This window comes from Marinomonas sp. TI.3.20 (assembly GCF_038155025.1).
Classification (GTDB): Bacteria; Pseudomonadota; Gammaproteobacteria; order Pseudomonadales; family Marinomonadaceae; genus Marinomonas; species Marinomonas flavescens.
This window is the reverse complement of record NZ_JBAKAS010000023.1, coordinates 18,968-35,754: the sequence shown is the minus strand read 5'-3', so window position 1 is coordinate 35,754 and position 16,787 is coordinate 18,968. Positions and strand designations below refer to the sequence as shown.

Genomic DNA, 16,787 nt, shown 5'->3' with positions numbered 1-16,787 from the left:
CTCTCGTAAGACTTCAATTTTTTTGATCAACTACCTTCCGGTAAAACCGAACGGCGATGATCTTCTGAAGACTCCAGCGAGCGCCCACACAAATTATCTGATTATCTATTTTAAAGAGCGTGCTGACCGTGTTGGCTTACTTAGTAAGCTAGACAGCGTCTTCGTTGTTGTGAAGCGTTGTCCGTGTCAGCGAGGGCGTATATTAAGGATCTACAGATTTAGTGCAACCCTTTTTCGAGAAAAAGTGACATTTATTGCGATTCATTTGAAAGAAGTATGAAATCGATCAATTAACCAACAGAAAAAGGGCTTTTAGCTTATAAAACAACCTATCTATTGCACTATTCTTCTAACCACTAGAGTCATTCTGGCATCTTTACTGGAACAGAATGCGTTACCAACATACCTTGTGGGTCGATCGCCACTTGATAAGCAATGACTTCCACCCCTCTCTCAACCACTTCGACAAAAGCTTGGGCGTATTTCGGATCAATGTGTGCGGCAGGAGTCACTGAATCAATGCCAGTATGACTTACGCAAAAGAACATCACTGCTCGATGCCCCTCTTCTACCATGCTTGCCAACTCATACAGATGCTTGCGCCCGCGCTCTGTCACCGCATCTGGAAAGTAACCTTGTCCGTCTTCTTCTAATAAAGTAACGTTTTTTACTTCCACATAGCATTTTCGCCCATCGTCTCCAGTCAGCAGCCAATCAATACGACTATTCTCGCCATATTTCACTTCGGCTTTCTGCTCTGCGTAACCCGTTAGCTCAGACACCACACCGTTGGCGATCGCCTCCCCAACTAACTTATTAGGGTATCCGGTATTGATGCAGGCAAGATACTGTTCGTCTATTTCCACTAGCTCCCAAGTGTAAGCCAGCTTGCGCTTTGGGTTATTACTCTCAGAAACCCACACTCTCGCATTATCTTGCTGACAGCGCTTCATCGAACCAGTGTTTGGACAATGGGCGACAATCACCTCGCCCGTTGATAATTCAATGTCTGATAGAAACCGCTTATAACGCTTAATCAAACGCCCTTCTAATAATTTAGTCGGAAATTTCACTGCCTAACTCCTTTCCCATCAATACGATGCCTAATGCAATCGCCGAAGTTTACACCTTCTGCTACCTCAAGGATAAGCGCACTCCTCATCCGTCCAATGATAGAAAGACAGAAGGTGTCATAAAAATTTAACAAAATGGCGAGACGCTCTATGGCATCTACCTTACAGCCCAGTTTCATCCAGGAATCCATCACCCTTAGCAATATCGCGTATTGACAATAACAAGGTCGCAATTAATATATGGATATACGCATATAACAATAGGATCAAGCATGCTGCCTCACCAATTTTTTAAGTTACTCGCAGACGAAACTCGAGTGCGCTGCTTGCTGACCATCGCCCGTGAAGAGAAGGTTTGCGTTGCCGAACTCACCCATGCACTTAACGAAGGGCAACCTAAGGTCTCGCGTCATTTGGCTTTACTGCGCTCAAGCGGCGTGATTGTAGATACTCGTCGGGGCCAGTGGGTGTTTTATCGATTGTCGGATCAGCTACCAGGTTGGATGAAAAAACAAATTCGTGGGTTAGTGGAATCCAACTGCCTGAAAGAAGAATACCAACAGGACATCAAGCGCTTATCTGAGATGAGCCACCGTCCAGAATGTTGCCTTTAGAGGAGAAAGAAGATGACTATTAAAGTAGGAATAAACGGTTTTGGTCGTATCGGTCGATTGGCGCTTAGAGCGTCATTCAATTGGCCAGAGATTGAATTCGTGCATATTAACGATGTTGCCGGTGACGCCCCGACGCTGGCTCACTTGCTGGAATTCGACTCGGTACAAGGCCGTTGGGCGCACGACGTCACCAGCGATAGTCATCACATCATCATTGATGGAAAAAGCATTCCTACTTCACAAGAAAAAGACATCGACGCGGTCGATTGGTCGGTTTGTGATGTGGTCATTGAAGCAACAGGCAAACACAAGAAAACAGACACTCTTAACAAGTACCTTGCCCAAGGCGTTAAGCGCGTCGTGGTGTCTGCGCCGGTTAAAGAAGCCGGTGTGGCCAACATCGTCATGGGCGTCAATGACCATACCTTTGACCCCGAGTTACATCGCATTGTGACCGCCGCGTCTTGCACCACTAACTGCATCGCACCAGTGGTGAAAGTCATCCATGAAAAATTAGGCATAGAGCAATCCTCCTTCACGACGATTCATGACCTGACCAATACGCAAACTATTTTGGACGCACCGCATAAAGACCTGCGCCGTGCCCGCGCTTGTGGCATGAGTTTGATCCCAACCACCACAGGATCAGCCACTGCAATCATCGAAATATTCCCTGATCTTGCAGGCAAGATAAACGGCCATGCGGTTCGAGTGCCTCTGGCGAATGCCTCATTAACCGACATCGTCTTTGATGTGAAACGCGACACCACGGTAGAAGAAGTCAATGCCCTGCTAAAAGAAGCCTCCGAAGGAGAATTAAAAGGCATTCTTGGCTTTGAAGATCGTCCGTTGGTTTCCATCGACTACAAAGGCGACCCACGCTCATCCATAATAGACGCCCAATCGACCATGCTCGTTGGCTCTCGTATGGTGAAAATCTACGCTTGGTACGACAACGAAATGGGCTACGCAACACGCACCGCTGAGCTCGTACGCAAAGTGGGTATGGCTTAAAAAAGCACAGGTTAGTGAGTCTGCGACTTAATGCCAAGACTCTCATTCAATTGTACAAAATACTGAATGACACAAACTACAGAGCGGCTTAGGTCGCTCTTCTTTTAAAAGACAGCAACACTTAAAGAGAGTGGCTATGTTTTCTCAGCTTAACCAAAATGTGCGTCAGTATATGCTGGTCACCTTTAATTATTGGAATTTCACGATCACCGATGGCGCCCTGCGCATGCTGGTGATTTTGTATTTTTATGATTTAGGCTATTCCACGCTAGAGATAGCGTCTCTGTTTTTGTTTTACGAATTTTTTGGTGTTGTGACCAACCTTATCGGCGGCTGGGTCGGCGCCCGCCTTGGCCTAAATCGCACAATGAATATTGGTTTAGGCATGCAAATCGTTGCCTTGTTTATGCTTGCTGTACCCGCCACATCACTCAGCATTCCCTGGGTGATGGCTGCACAGGCGCTATCTGGTGTTGCCAAAGACCTGAATAAAATGAGTGCCAAAAGCTCCATCAAGACCCTAGTACCTGCCGATGCCCAAGGTGCTTTGTACAAATGGATTGCGATTCTTACTGGCTCTAAAAACACACTTAAAGGTGCAGGCTTCTTCTTGGGTGGCGCTTTGCTCTCTTTAATTGGCTTTCAGTATTCTGTAGCGGCCATGGCAATCGTACTGATATTCGTCTTTATCGGCAGCTTAATCGGTTTAAAAGCAGATTTAGGCAAAGCCAAAACCAAACCTAAGTTTTCTGAGATTTTCTCTAAGTCTGGCAGTGTGAACATCTTGTCTGCCGCGCGGATGTTTTTGTTCGGCGCTCGCGATGTGTGGTTTGTGATCGCTTTGCCGATTTATTTGGGCACGGTTTTTCAGTGGGATCACAGCGCAGTCGGAGGCTTCCTTGCGTTATGGGTCATTGGTTACGGCCTTGTGCAAATCATCGCACCAAAAATCACCCACCTCACCTCTGGACCAACTCCTGATGGTAAAGCGGCCTTTATATGGGCGCTAGCGCTGTCGATCGTGACCGGCTTAATCGCCTACGGCATTCAACAAGCGTGGCATCCTGAAACCGTGATCATTGTTGGATTAATGATCTTCGGCGCCGTGTTTGCCGTCAACTCATCCCTGCATTCCTATCTGATTGTCAGCTACGCCAAAGACGATGGCGTATCCCTTGATGTGGGCTTCTATTACATGGCCAACGCCATGGGACGCTTGATAGGCACAGTGCTGTCTGGCTGGGTATTTCAGATCTGGGGATTCTCCGCCTGCCTCTGGGTATCGTTTGCTTTTTTAGTCGCCACCACATTGATTTCTTTGGGACTACCCAAACATAAACGACCAGTCACAGCTCAATAACGAAGGCATCAATCACAAGAAAACCGCTAGAAAGCAGGCTTTGGAGTGTTTATTGCTGTTCAGTGCAAGGGGTTACCTAACGCTGAATTATTCCCATTCTATTGTTAACGAGAACTGTAAGCCCTTTATTTTCTTCACGACGGCGCTTCAACTCAGCAGGGGACTCGGCCATGCCGTGGCAGAGAGCCTGTTTTTTCTTTTAGTTAAAGCTCTTACTTTTCTATTCATGCTTAGACTTTACTACCTGCGGTCCAGCCATCCGGGTTTGGAGCAGGTGTAATAGTTGCCCCATTATTGAGATCGAAACATCCACTATCACCTGTTCCTTTAAAGCTTTCTATAAAACGCTGCTTTGCTGCTGGAACTTGATCAAAGACTTTCATCCAAATACTAAAATAGCCTGTTGAAAGTGCTGTTTTTACTATCGACTCAATCATCTGATTGAGTGGCAGACTTTGGTAGAGACTCAAGGACTCCTGTGCAATACCAATAGCTTCCATTCTTTGGCTAGGCCTATCAAGAGCAACTAACTGATCGTTTGAATCTCTGTAAGCCTGGACCGATTTATCAAGACCAACTAACGTTAAAGTGTTCTTTGCTGAAGTAGACTGCTGGACATTTAATGTACTCGATGGAGAAACTTCTCCATCATAACCATACTCATACGCTAAGAAAGTATTGTCCCTATCAGGAAGCAATATGTCCTGTAAATTAACAGGAGTAGAGCCTTTGCATGAGTTACAATTTACGCAAGCTAAAAGGAAATTACTCCACACCTTCTCTAGGGTCTTATTTGTACCTTTCGGCTCGATATGTTCTATCGCAAGCAAAGTCTTAATGGGTCGTTCACAGTAACTACAATATAGTCCCAATCGGCTAACTAAATCAGGTTTAGCATCCTCGTATTTATTAAAGTCACCATTTACAGGCGATGAGCCTTTTCTAACTGGACGCATACTACCCCCCAAGCTTTGCAACACGCTGCATTTCAAGGAATGCTTGATAAGCAGGGTTATCTGCATAGGGGGCAAGAGCATCAGCCAAGCGATTCTTAAAATCTTCTAGCTTATTCTCAGGAACTCCTTCCGCTGTTTCGAGCTCTTCAAGATACTCCATTGCAACGCCCTTCATTTCCATGTACCTATTGCTTACATTAGAGTCCCCAGCTCTCATAATTCCTACTGCAATATCTTCGATAGTTTTATTACCAAGCTCGGCGGTAGGATGACCCTCGAGCATTAAAAGCTCTTCCCCTTCACGCAGGGACTGAATCAAGAATGGGGAATGACTAGTGAAAATAAATTGTATTTCAGGAAAAGTACTCCTTAAATTCTCTATAACTTGCCTCTGCCAAAAAGGATGTAGATGCAGATCAAGCTCGTCAACAAGTACTATGCCACTGGTTCGCTGGAGCACTTCCTCTCCTAGGTGAGGGTTCAATAATGCTGCTTTTTGCGCTATATCAGCCACTAAAGCAAGGACGCATCGTTGACCATCACTCAAAATCGAGAATGGCTGAGGTGAATTATCTCCAATTGATAAAAGCAGCTCCTCCCTATTTGCATCGAACCTTAGCGAAGTTGCTCCATCTATACATTTTAGCACTGCATCTCGAACGATTTTCAGCATTGCAGGCTCTTTACCCTGCTGAAACGCTCGCCACTCTTGCTTAGCGAACCAGTTTACCATTTCTCTAACCGCTATTCGTGGATCAACACTGTGCTTATAGCCATCCAGTCTCGACGGCTTATTACCTTTTTCCAAACTTATCTTTGCTTTAGATGCTCTTGGATCCTGCCATAGCCTCATTGTCCCGTAGTAACCTATCAACGGCAGATCACTCTCCGAGTCTAGGCTTGAGTCACAAAGCTTAGCCTGGTCTATTAGCTCGGTGGCCTGACCATATCTTGTATTACCTGTCGGCGACGCCTTTGATCTTTCCCATGACACTAGCTTCTCATTTACATAACCTGTAGCAGAAACAACGACTGGCCATGACTCGACAAAACTAGCATCTTCTCCCTGTTCTGAGTATTTCAAAGTAGCGTCTGATGGAGAAATAGCCTTACCATCTAGATTCTTCTTTTTGAAGCCAATAAACCAAGTCGCAGTGACGACAGCAATCGCATCCAACAAAGCGGTTTTACCTGCCGCATTACGCCCAACCACTAAATTGACATTAGGGTGAAATTCAAAACTTCGCTCTTCGTAGCAGCGAAAATTCTTCAACGTTAAGGAGTTGAGCTTCATTAGAAAATATTCCTACTTATCTGCAAGCTAGATTCGTTCTTAAATACCTATCAGTATACTAACTTAATATCTAAGGGGCTACTTGCATAAACTAGATATACTTGGACTTATAACGTCTAAATCAGATACAAAAAAGCCCGCTATTAAGCGGGCTTTAGGGTGTTTATTGCTGTTCAGTGCAAGGGGTTACCTAACGCTGAATTATTCCCATTCGATGGTTGCAGGTGGCTTAGACGATACATCGTAAGTCACGCGGGAAATGTGTTCGATCTCATTGATGATGCGACCAGATACCGTTTCCAACAATTCGTATGGAAGGTGAGCCCAACGCGCTGTCATAAAGTCGATGGTTTCAACGGCACGAAGTGCTACCACGTATTCATAACGACGGCCGTCGCCCACTACACCAACGGATTTTACTGGCAAGAAGACGGCAAACGCTTGGCTTGTTTTATCGTACCAACCAGAGCGACGAAGCTCTTCAATGAAGATAGCATCCGCACGACGTAGAATGTCGGCGTAGTCCTTTTTCACTTCACCCAAGATACGAACACCAAGACCTGGCCCTGGGAACGGATGACGGTAAACCATGTCGTGTGGCAAACCTAGTGCAACACCTAGCTTACGTACTTCGTCTTTAAACAATTCACGTAGCGGTTCAACCAATTGCATCTTCATGTCTTCTGGCAAGCCACCCACGTTGTGGTGAGACTTGATAACATGCGCTTTACCGGTTTTAGACGCTGCAGATTCGATCACGTCTGGGTAAATCGTGCCTTGAGCAAGGAACTCAATGTTATTTAGTTTTGAAGACTCTTCATCAAAGATTTCGATGAAGCTGTTACCAATGATTTTACGTTTTTTCTCAGGATCAGCTTCGCCAGCCAGACGACCCAAGAAAAGATCTTCTGCATCAACACGGATGACTTTTACGCCCATGTTGTCCGCGAACATCTTCATTACTTGATCGCCTTCGTTCAAACGAAGCAAGCCGTTGTCTACGAACACACAAGTCAATTGGTCACCGATCGCTTTATGCAACAACGCAGCAACAACAGAAGAATCAACACCGCCAGATAGCGCTAGTAGAACTTGTTTCTCGCCAACTTGCGCACGCATTCTGTCGATCGCGTCAGTCGCAATGTTCGCTGGTGTCCATAACGTATCACAACCACAAATATCTACGATGAAACGAGAAAGGATCTGACTACCTTGTAGCGTATGAGTTACTTCTGGGTGGAATTGAACACCGTAGAATTTTTTCGATTCGTTGGCCATTGCCGCGATTGGGCAGCTATCAGTCGATGCCATCAAAACGAAATCTTTTGGCATTTCTATCACTTTATCGCCATGGCTCATCCAAACGTCCAACATGGATACACCATTGTTAGCGACGTGATCTTGGATGTTTTCAAACAGTGACGGACCGTCATGCTTACGAATTTGAGCATAACCGAATTCGCGAATCTCAGAACCTTGGACTTTACCGCCCAATTGCTCTGCCATGGTTTGCATGCCGTAACAAATACCAAAAACTGGCACACCCAAGGTGAATACCGCTTCAGGAGCGCGTGGCGAACCAGGCTCAGGAACAGATTCAGGGCCACCAGCAAGGATGATACCTTTAGGATTGAAGTCGATAACTTCTTGATCGTCCATATCAAAAGCACGGACTTCACAGAAAACACCGATCTCACGCACGCGGCGCGCAATCAATTGCGTGTACTGTGAACCAAAATCAAGAATAAGTATTTTATGAGCGTGGATATCTTGCGACATTGTTAGCCTGTCCTTTCACTCTAATTCAATAAGACGGTCTCTTTTTGACACTAGAGTAATGAATAATAGTAAGAGCAATCAAATAAAGATGGGGCGTAATATACGCCCCATCTCGCTGACAATTTATCCGCGATTAACCCGCGTGATAATTTGGCGCTTCTTTGGTGATCGTCACGTCATGAACGTGGCTTTCACGCATACCAGCACCAGTGATTTTTGAGAACTGTGTTTTCGTACGCATAGTCTCAATATCGGCAGAACCAGTGTAACCCATAGAAGAACGTACGCCGCCCATCAACTGATGGATAACAGACGCCATTGGTCCTTTAGAAGCAACACGACCTTCGATGCCTTCTGGAACCAACTTCTCAACACTACTTGAGTCTTGGAAGTAACGGTCACTAGAACCTTGAGTTTGAGACATCGCACCAAGCGAGCCCATACCACGGTACGCTTTATAAGAACGACCTTGGAACAAAACAACTTCACCTGGTGCTTCATCCGTACCAGCCAACAAGCCGCCAACCATGATCACGCTAGCGCCAGCTGCAATGGCTTTACTGATGTCACCAGAGAAACGAACACCACCGTCGGCAATAACTGGAATGCCGCGTGGAGACATAGCTTCTGCTACATTTGCAACCGCACTGATTTGTGGAACACCCACACCAGCAACGATACGAGTCGTACAGATAGAACCTGGGCCGATACCAACTTTAACGCCGTCAGCACCTGCATCAGCCAATGCAATCGCCGCTTCTGCTGTAGCAATGTTGCCACCGATGACTTGAATGTGTGGGAAGTTTTCTTTTACCCAACGAACGCGATCGATAACACCTTTTGAATGACCGTGTGCCGTATCAACAACGATGACATCAACGCCAGCATCAGACAATGCTTTAACGCGATCGCCCGTATCAGCACCAGTACCAACCGCTGCGCCTACGCGTAAACGGCCTTCAGCATCTTTACATGCGTTCGGATAAGTCGTGGCTTTATTGAAGTCAGTAACGGTTACCATGCCGCGCAATTCGAATTGATCGTTAACGATCAATACTTTTTCGATGCGGTTTTCATGAAGTAACTTACGGATAGAACCAGCAGAAGCACCTTCAAGCGCAGTAACAAGGCGCTCTTTCGGTGTCATAATGTCTGCTACTTTCTTATCGAAATCTTTTACGAAGCGAACATCACGGCTCGTCACGATACCAACTAGGTCAGTACCTTGAACAACAGGAACACTTGAGATGTTATTTTCCGCTGTCAATGCCATCAGCTCATGAACACTGGCTTCAGGACTGATCGTAACAAGGTCTCGAACGATACCGCTTTCGAATTTTTTAACACGACGCACTTCTTGCGCTTGCTCTTCGATGGTCAAGTTTTTGTGGACAATGCCTATGCCCCCTTCTTGAGCCAAAGCAATCGCCATGCGGTGTTCGGTAACGGTATCCATCGCAGAAGACGTCAGAGGAATGTTCAACTCAATGTCTTTTGTGATTTTCGTTTTGAGGCTAACATCCTTAGGAAGAACTTCGGAATAGCCGGGGATGAGCAATACGTCATCAAACGTTAAAGCTTCTTGCACGATTCGTAACATAATGGGGAGTTTCCAATGCCAACAAGGGGAGTTAAGATGGCAAGTAATTCTACTCCAATAGTCGCATTCGGTAAATCAAAACCACGAGAGATTGATGAAAAAACTTACAACTAGCCCAGTACAAGAAACTGCATTTACCGTCTCGCAACTAAATCGACAAATTCAACAACTCCTTGAAGCCAGTCTACCGTGGATTTTAGTCGAAGGTGAAATCTCCAATTTGGCCAAACCTGGCTCTGGGCATTGGTATTTTTCGCTCAAAGACGACCGCGCACAAATCCGCTGCGCCATGTTCAAAGGTAAAAATAACGCGGTACGCTTTCAGCCCAAGGATGGCGATAGAGTGCGCTTGCGCGCCCGTGTCACCTTTTATGGTCCACGCGGCGATTGCCAACTCAGCGTAGAAGGCATGGAATCTGCCGGAGAAGGCGCACTTCAACAAGCATTTGAACGATTAAAGAACTCACTGCAAGCAGAAGGCCTGTTCGCAGCAGAACATAAAAAGCCACTGCCAACACAGCCAGAACGCGTGGCGATCATTACCTCATCGGTTGGCGCGGCGGTACGCGACATGATCATCGCCTTTCGTCGTCGCTTCCCGCTGACAGAATTGACTATTCTTCCGTCATTGGTTCAAGGCAAGGATGCGGCGAAAAACATTCTCAAACAATTAACCCGTGCAGATGAAAGCGGTTACTTCGATGCCATCGTTATTGGCCGTGGCGGCGGCTCGTTAGAAGACTTGTGGAGTTTTAACGACGAAACCCTAGCCCGTGCCATTTTTCACGCCAGTACGCCGATTGTCTCGGCGGTGGGCCATGAAACCGACTTTACTATCTCCGATTTTGTCGCCGATGTACGTGCGGCCACACCCACCGCTGCGGCGGAGTTGTTAAGTCCCGATAAAGCACAACTGATTCGTCAAATTGCCCAGCAAGAAAGTCAGCTGACCCGACGCATGTCGCGCATTTTAGAGCAAAGCCAGCAGCAATTAGACTTCATGATCAAACGCATTCGCCATCCGAAGGAACGCATTGATCAACAACAAAACCAGCTAGATCAACTCAAGCGCCGCTTACAACAAAGCCTTGAGCGCCAAATCCAAGAACACAAAGTCAAAACACAGAACCTTGAACACAGGCTGCAAAAGAACACACCAGTACGACGCATCGAACAAAACCGCGACAAGCTTCGCGACATAGACGCTCGACTGGCGTTGGCGCTAAATAATGCCCTAACCAGTAAACAAACCAGCTTTGCCCGCCTCATCGACAAGCTCAACCTCGTCAGCCCACTCAATACCTTGTCGCGCGGCTACGCCATTGCTTCTAAAGACAAACAGGTTATTCGTTCAGTCAACGAAATAGAAAAAGGCGACTCTATTAAGGTGCGCGTACAAGACGGGGAAATCGACTGTACCGTGGCGGGGACGAAAGCCATCGGTTAGTTGCGGCTTCTCTTTTTAGGCGTTTTAAAAACTCCGTAGCTTATTTATGCGGCTCAAAAGAACCAACAGGTACGCTCCACGCGCAGGCGCGAAGAGTTGTTTAACCTGTTGGTTCTTTTTATGATGAATTGAGATGAAGCTATTAATTAAAAAGTAAGTAATTACCAAAGATGCGGGAAGAGAAAAGATATAGCATCAAACGGGATTTGATTAATTTTCAGTGCTGTTTTCGTTTCTCCACGAACCCAACCTTCTTCTATAAGCTGTTTCACAACGGCACGCGAATTGGTGTCTCCTAGTCCTGTAATTTGTGGCACATCAGTCCGCATCACCTTGGAATCAGTCATAACCGCTTTCAGTAACAAGACGGTTTCTGGTCGCCATTTCTTAAGTGTTTCACCTTTCGGGCTTAGTGCCACACCAGAAACTCGTTGATCCGTGTATTGCTTTAATCTCATATCAAAAGACGGAATATCTAAAACACCAGCAAGGTACTGAATTTGATCAAGACACGTTTCAAAGAAATAACGTTGGAAAGCCTCAAGCCCTCTATTCGACAAAATTCCACGTCCGTCAGTACTGCCTTGTCGAACCATGTCGGCACCAGCCAAACGAAGCTTATATTCATCAATTGTGCGTGCGAAGCCTCGACTCAATGTCCACAAACCATAACCATCAACACCCGCACCACGCATATAGCTGTCCGTAAACAAACGCCCTACTCGGCCATTTCCATCCAAAAACGGATGAATCCAAGCAAAGCGATGATGCGCAGCCGAGGCAGCCAAAAGACGAGTTTCACCAAACAACCGATCTAATCGGTATGAGCTATGAAACCAGTTTAAATAGCCATTTAACTCATCTTGATGTGGCGGTAGATGTTTCCCAATTTGCACTTGCGTAGTTCGTAATTTTCCGGCTTCTACAAGATAGATTTCACCTGTGGATTCTCGAACATGCGTGCGCACGAACTCTGGTAAATCTTTGAAAAAATGCTCATGTATAGAGCATAAGAATGCCTCATCTGTCAGCTGCGCTGGACTGACACTGCTTTTGAGCAAAGCATTTTGTGCAGCCAAATGCGCATCTATTTCTAGTAAGTCATTCCGTTTTACAGGGTCGGTTGGCACCATGCCTTCTGCGTGAATAATATCTGCAGGTTCTGTGCTGTTGCCCTCTATTCTGTTGCTGTAATAGCTGTTCACAAATCTCAGTAGATGCTCGACCGCAGGCTTAAGATTGGGGCGAACAGACGCCGACAAACTCGCGGATTGTTTGTAGACCTCCACGGCCATATTTCGAATGTCTCCAGAAGCCTGTTCTGGTTGAATAAAAGGCGTCACACTGATCATTTTTAACGGTTCTTTTGATGATTTATTTTCTTTTAAAATCAAATAATTAACTAATTTAAATAGATAATTATTAACGGTTAATTTAACAGTATAGTAAACGAAACCTATAAACTTAGATAGTTGATCAATAAAACGCCACCTAGTTTACGATAAAAGAAACAAAGCACGTTCACTCCACGCGCCAGCGCGAGAAGTCACTGAACTGTGATATTGTTCCTTAAAATCGGGAATACGGCTATTACTGATATAGCATCAACGAAGGGAAGCAACGACATGTTTACTAAAGACTCTATAGATTGGTCTGATCCTACAACCATAGACGATGAAGATTTTCCAAAAGATACCCTCGGTCGTCAGAGATACGCGCAGTTCTTAACGAAATTTCTAGTCGATCAAGGTTATGACTCATCCCGAGACGATGGCGAAGATAAACGGAATTATGTGCTTAACCTCAATTCAGAGTGGGGCTCTGGTAAGACGTATTTTCTTAAGCGTTGGTCAAAGGATTTAAAGCCTCACTTCCCTGTTGTGTACATCGACGCATGGAAACAAGATTATTCTGATGATCCATTGATGACAGTTATTTCTTCTGTGATAAAGCAGCTTACAGATCAAGCAGATATTAAGAAAAAACCTAATTTTGAGGTTCCAAAACGAGTCGTTGGTTTATTTAAAGCCGCCGCGCCAGCTCTGATAAAAACATTTTCTAAAAAGTATTTTGGCGATGAAGATTTTATCGATTTAAGTGATGTAGCAGCAGGTGCTGTTACACATTTACTAGATGAACACGAAGAAAAGTCTCAAGCTATTGACGACTTAAAAATTAGTGTTGCCGAATGGGTTTCTTTTATTACAGACAATCCAGAAGACGAAAAAGCATATCCCGCTTTTATTTTCATCGATGAGTTAGATCGCTGTCGTCCAAGCTACGCCGTGGAAATGTTGGAAACTATCAAGCATATTTTTGATATCAAAGGCATTGTCTTCGTTGTAGCGACGGACACAGAACAACTGCAACATGCAGTGAAAGCCATTTATGGGGAAGGGTTTGATGCACGCCTTTATCTTGGTCGATTCTTTAACAGCCGCTTCAGTTTAAAAGCGCCCGACCTAAAAAACTTCCTAGAAGTACATGTAGACCACCATAAATTATCAGGCGAATACCTTAAAAAAGCAGGGATAAGCATTCTGCCACCAAACGAAGATGGCAAAGTCACTTTAGATAATATTGCAGTGATTTTAGATGCGTTTAACATGCCGCCGAGAACTGCGATTCAAATTACAGATAGAATCATCGCGACATTATCAAACATGCCTTTTAACTCCAATATGGACATAATTCTTTTGACATCATTGCTTTGTATAAACGAGCAAGACAATAATTTGTTTAAAAACATTATATCTGGAAGCTTTAAAGATATAGACGAGAGCAGTAAGAGCATTGACCTTAAAGCTTTTCTTGATCATAAGTTTCAGGATAATAAAGACACTTTAAAAATAACAATAAAAATCGAAGATTACGCTTCGCTTTTTATTAATGAAAGTAACTACCAAAAAGCCCATAAAAAGCAACTCCAAACACCTTATAGTTTTAGCTTCAAAAAATATTTGAGTGAGCCCTTCCTTAATGATTTAGGTATTAAAAATAACAATTTTGGTGCCTTAATGGGAGAACAATCCAGAGGACAAAAGCTATCACCAATCCAAAAAATTATACAAAAAATAGAAGAAAACAATTTTGTAAAAAATCCTCCAGATAGTATTTCGTATGGTCTATTGTGGTGTAAAGCACAATTCTATTTAGGTCAGTTTGATAGGATCACAAAAGAACAATACAAAGACTACGTCGAGCTCGCTTCTGCACTCGATTGGATCGATGGCGATTCAGACGCCAATGACGCTTAGTTAAGCGTCATTCCTCACAACCCATATCGTTCTATTTTCTTGATCAACCCTTGTCGCGATATGCCGAGTTGTTTGGCGGCTTGGGTTCGGTTGTTGTGGCTGTTTTCGAATGCTCTTTTTGTTATCGCTTATTCGCTGTTAAAAACATTTTTTCATAATAAGAGAGTCCGGCCTCAAGATGCTCTTGGAAGTTGAAACCTTTCTGTATCATGTCGTTCATGTCCGTTTGGGGAATTTGCATAACATAGCTGGATTCTGTGACCACCAGCTTGCAGATCTCAGAAATAACCTCGGAGCTAAACCACTTCCCTGCGTCATCATTTTTACTTGGATAGCGTTTGTCGCCACATTCAAGCTGCCACGCGCCATCCAGTAAGATCCAATAATCTGGTGCACTGGAGTTTGTCGCCACGACGCCACCTTGCTCTACCGACCATTCCTTGGAGTGCTTGATTACCCAACGAAGTTCCTCTTTTTTTAGAGAAGTGAAAAATGGCGTATGGCGAAGCAAATACAAGTAGGTGACTGATGATCTTATGGTTAAATTCCCCATGGCGTCAGCAATAAGTGGCTTAGAGCAAGCGTTGATCGCCACCACCACTATAACGGTTAGTACTATTGCTTTTAATCGCTGCGGAATACTCACCTAATTTACGCCAAACCACCATTCGCACGAAGGACTTGTCCATTGACCCACGCACTGGCAGGACTTGCCAAGAATGAAATGACTTGAGCAATGTCTTCTGGTTGTCCGAGTCGTTCAAGTGGTGGCATTTTGGCAAAATTTTGAATCATTTCTTCTGTTTTACCTTGCAAGAATAAGTCTGTCGCAACGGGCCCAGGGGCCACAGCATTTACTGTGATTTGACGACCTCTTAACTCTTTTGAAAAAACTTTTGTAAAAGCTTCAACCGCGGCTTTTGTTCCGTTGTAAATAGAGTATCCCACCATGTTCAAGGCTAACGTGGTACTAGACACATTGATGATGCGGCCATCGTCGTTCAAACGTGTTCCAGCTTCTCGCAATGTGTTAAACACGCCTTGAGTGTTAATAGCGAAGTAGCTTTCATACAATTCATCAGAGGTTTGTACCAGCGGTGCTATTTTCAGAATACCTGCATTATTCACCAGCACATCAATAGCACCGAGGCGATCTTCAATTAGGTCAAACATGGCTTTCACCTCGGATGACTTAGCCACATTGGCTTTGACGGCAAGCGCTACGTGACCTTTTTTAACAAGCTCTTGAACCAGTTCGTCTGCAACTTTTGAATTTGATGAGTAGTTAATTACTACGGCAAACCCATCGTCCGCTAACTGGAGAGCAACGCTTGCGCCGATACCTCGTGAGGCACCTGTTATAAGGGCTATTTTTTGATTTAGTGTAGACATGTTCTTATCCTCCGAATGAAATGAACCAACGAAAGAAAGAATAGAAGGTTTGATTTGAAAGATAATCACCGTATATTTGACAATATAATTCCATTTACTATAACAATGGTGTGTTATGGATCGCTTTCAGGAAATGCAGGTTTTTGTGCGAATAGCCCAATGCGGCAGCTTTTCACAAGCCGCTGAAGATTTACATATTCCCCGAGCCACTACCTCAAACTTGGTTAAGCGTCTTGAACAACGTCTTGGCGCACGACTATTGGAACGTACAACCCGCCAAGTGAGTATGACAGAAGAGGGGAAAAGCTATTATCAACGCTGCTTGCGTATTTTAGCCGACGTAGAAGATGCTGATACCGCGTTTAAAAACACATCGCCAAAAGGTTTACTACGGGTGAATCTACAGGGCACGCTAGCCAAACATTTTGTCATGCCTGCTATGGGGGATTTTGTGTCTCGCTACCCTAATATTTCATTGCACATTGGTGAAGATGATCGGCTCGTAGATCTTGTAAAAGAAGGCATTGACTGCGTATTGCGCGCAGGACAACTTCAAGACTCTTCGCTGGTTGCAAAGCCTTTGGCCAAAATGGAACAAGTCACCGTTGCCAGTCCAGACTACTTAGAAAAATATGGCGTACCAACAAGCTTAGAGTCACTCAAACATCATCGAGCAGTAGCCTATTCATCTTCCGACACTGGACAAGATGCAAGTCTAGACTTCACGCTAGGTCAGGAAATAAAAGAAATCACGCTGACATCATTTATTACCGTTAATGGAGCCGATATGTATACCGGTGCCGCACTGTCTGGATTAGGATTAATTCAAGTGCCACGTTATCGCATAAAAGAAGAGCTAATAAGCGGTAAGCTCCAACAAGTACTAAACGATTACCCACCACCTATTATGCCTGTTTCGGTACTCTATCCTCAGAATCAACAAGTGCCAATAAGAGTGAAAGCCTTTATGGATTGGCTAACAGAACAATTTCAATAATCTC

16 protein-coding genes are annotated in these 16,787 nt (G+C 44.7%); 7 read left to right on the top strand and 9 right to left on the bottom strand.

Annotated elements, in window-relative coordinates; all coding sequences use genetic code 11:
* Positions 1-280: hypothetical protein (locus V6259_RS17470; RefSeq protein ID WP_341585618.1), on the top strand; the 280-nt coding region annotated here is incomplete at its 5' end.
* An 82-nt stretch (positions 281-362) separates the two neighbouring features.
* Here the strand turns inward: V6259_RS17470 and sfsA are convergent.
* Positions 363-1,073, bottom strand: a complete 711-nt coding sequence (sfsA, locus tag V6259_RS17465; RefSeq protein ID WP_341585617.1) for a DNA/RNA nuclease SfsA — start codon at positions 1,071-1,073, stop codon at positions 363-365.
* A gap of 272 nt (positions 1,074-1,345) precedes the next feature.
* Between sfsA and V6259_RS17460 the strand changes: the two genes are divergently transcribed.
* From V6259_RS17460 to arsJ, 3 genes are all read left to right on the top strand, one after another.
* Entirely contained in the window at positions 1,346-1,687 is a 342-nt protein-coding gene (locus tag V6259_RS17460) for a metalloregulator ArsR/SmtB family transcription factor (RefSeq protein WP_341585616.1), read from the top strand.
* Between the two features lie 12 nt (positions 1,688-1,699).
* On the top strand, positions 1,700-2,701 hold the full coding sequence (locus V6259_RS17455; protein WP_341585615.1) for an ArsJ-associated glyceraldehyde-3-phosphate dehydrogenase: 1,002 nt from the start codon (positions 1,700-1,702) through the stop codon (positions 2,699-2,701).
* A 136-nt stretch (positions 2,702-2,837) separates the two neighbouring features.
* On the top strand, positions 2,838-4,061 hold the full coding sequence (gene arsJ / locus V6259_RS17450; RefSeq protein ID WP_341585614.1) for an organoarsenical effux MFS transporter ArsJ: 1,224 nt from the start codon (positions 2,838-2,840) through the stop codon (positions 4,059-4,061).
* Positions 4,062-4,291: 230 nt separating this feature from the next.
* Here the strand turns inward: arsJ and V6259_RS17445 are convergent, their stop codons facing one another.
* The 4 genes from V6259_RS17445 to guaB all read right to left on the bottom strand — a co-directional run bounded on the left by V6259_RS17445 (position 4,292) and on the right by guaB (position 9,690).
* Positions 4,292-5,017: an HNH endonuclease gene (locus tag V6259_RS17445; protein ID WP_341585613.1), complete on the bottom strand. Its 726-nt coding sequence runs from the start codon at positions 5,015-5,017 to the stop codon at positions 4,292-4,294.
* A gap of 1 nt (position 5,018) precedes the next feature.
* The gene (locus V6259_RS17440) at positions 5,019-6,311 is read right to left on the bottom strand and encodes an AAA family ATPase (RefSeq protein WP_341585612.1); all 1,293 of its coding nucleotides are present in this window, start codon (positions 6,309-6,311) and stop codon (positions 5,019-5,021) included.
* A gap of 201 nt (positions 6,312-6,512) precedes the next feature.
* A complete protein-coding gene (gene guaA, locus V6259_RS17435) occupies positions 6,513-8,090 on the bottom strand; it encodes a glutamine-hydrolyzing GMP synthase (protein WP_341585611.1) in 1,578 nt (525 codons plus the stop codon).
* Positions 8,091-8,223: 133 nt separating this feature from the next.
* Positions 8,224-9,690, bottom strand: coding sequence for an IMP dehydrogenase (gene guaB / locus V6259_RS17430; protein WP_341585610.1), 1,467 nt, complete (start codon positions 9,688-9,690; stop codon positions 8,224-8,226).
* 94 nt (positions 9,691-9,784) lie between these two features.
* Here guaB and xseA point away from each other — a divergent pair, with 94 nt between their 5' ends.
* Positions 9,785-11,137 carry an exodeoxyribonuclease VII large subunit gene (xseA, locus tag V6259_RS17425; RefSeq protein ID WP_341585609.1) on the top strand — a complete coding sequence of 451 codons (1,353 nt, stop codon included), beginning with the start codon at positions 9,785-9,787 and terminating at the stop codon, positions 11,135-11,137.
* Positions 11,138-11,298: 161 nt separating this feature from the next.
* Here xseA and V6259_RS17420 read toward each other — a convergent pair whose 3' ends face one another.
* Entirely contained in the window at positions 11,299-12,489 is a 1,191-nt protein-coding gene (locus V6259_RS17420) for a Fic family protein (protein WP_341585608.1), read from the bottom strand.
* A gap of 273 nt (positions 12,490-12,762) precedes the next feature.
* On the opposite strand from V6259_RS17420, the gene V6259_RS17415 reads away from it, so the two are divergent.
* Positions 12,763-14,394 (top strand): KAP family P-loop NTPase fold protein, encoded by a 1,632-nt coding sequence (locus V6259_RS17415; RefSeq protein WP_341585607.1) that lies wholly within the window; start codon positions 12,763-12,765, stop codon positions 14,392-14,394.
* A gap of 14 nt (positions 14,395-14,408) precedes the next feature.
* On the opposite strand, the gene V6259_RS20060 is transcribed toward V6259_RS17415, so the two are convergent.
* The 3 genes from V6259_RS20060 to V6259_RS17405 are packed head-to-tail and all read right to left on the bottom strand — an operon-like array spanning position 14,409 to position 15,786.
* The gene (locus V6259_RS20060) at positions 14,409-14,519 is read right to left on the bottom strand and encodes a helix-turn-helix domain-containing protein (RefSeq protein ID WP_445928515.1); all 111 of its coding nucleotides are present in this window, start codon (positions 14,517-14,519) and stop codon (positions 14,409-14,411) included.
* Entirely contained in the window at positions 14,516-15,040 is a 525-nt protein-coding gene (locus tag V6259_RS17410; RefSeq protein WP_341585606.1) for a hypothetical protein, read from the bottom strand. Before V6259_RS17410 ends, V6259_RS20060 begins: the two co-directional genes overlap by 4 nt.
* A gap of 5 nt (positions 15,041-15,045) precedes the next feature.
* Positions 15,046-15,786 carry an SDR family oxidoreductase gene (locus V6259_RS17405; protein WP_341585605.1) on the bottom strand — a complete coding sequence of 247 codons (741 nt, stop codon included), beginning with the start codon at positions 15,784-15,786 and terminating at the stop codon, positions 15,046-15,048.
* A gap of 115 nt (positions 15,787-15,901) precedes the next feature.
* Between V6259_RS17405 and V6259_RS17400 the strand changes: the two genes are divergently transcribed.
* Complete coding sequence (locus tag V6259_RS17400) at positions 15,902-16,783, top strand: LysR family transcriptional regulator (protein WP_341585604.1); 882 nt, start codon at positions 15,902-15,904, stop codon at positions 16,781-16,783.
* Positions 16,784-16,787 lie beyond the last annotated feature (4 nt).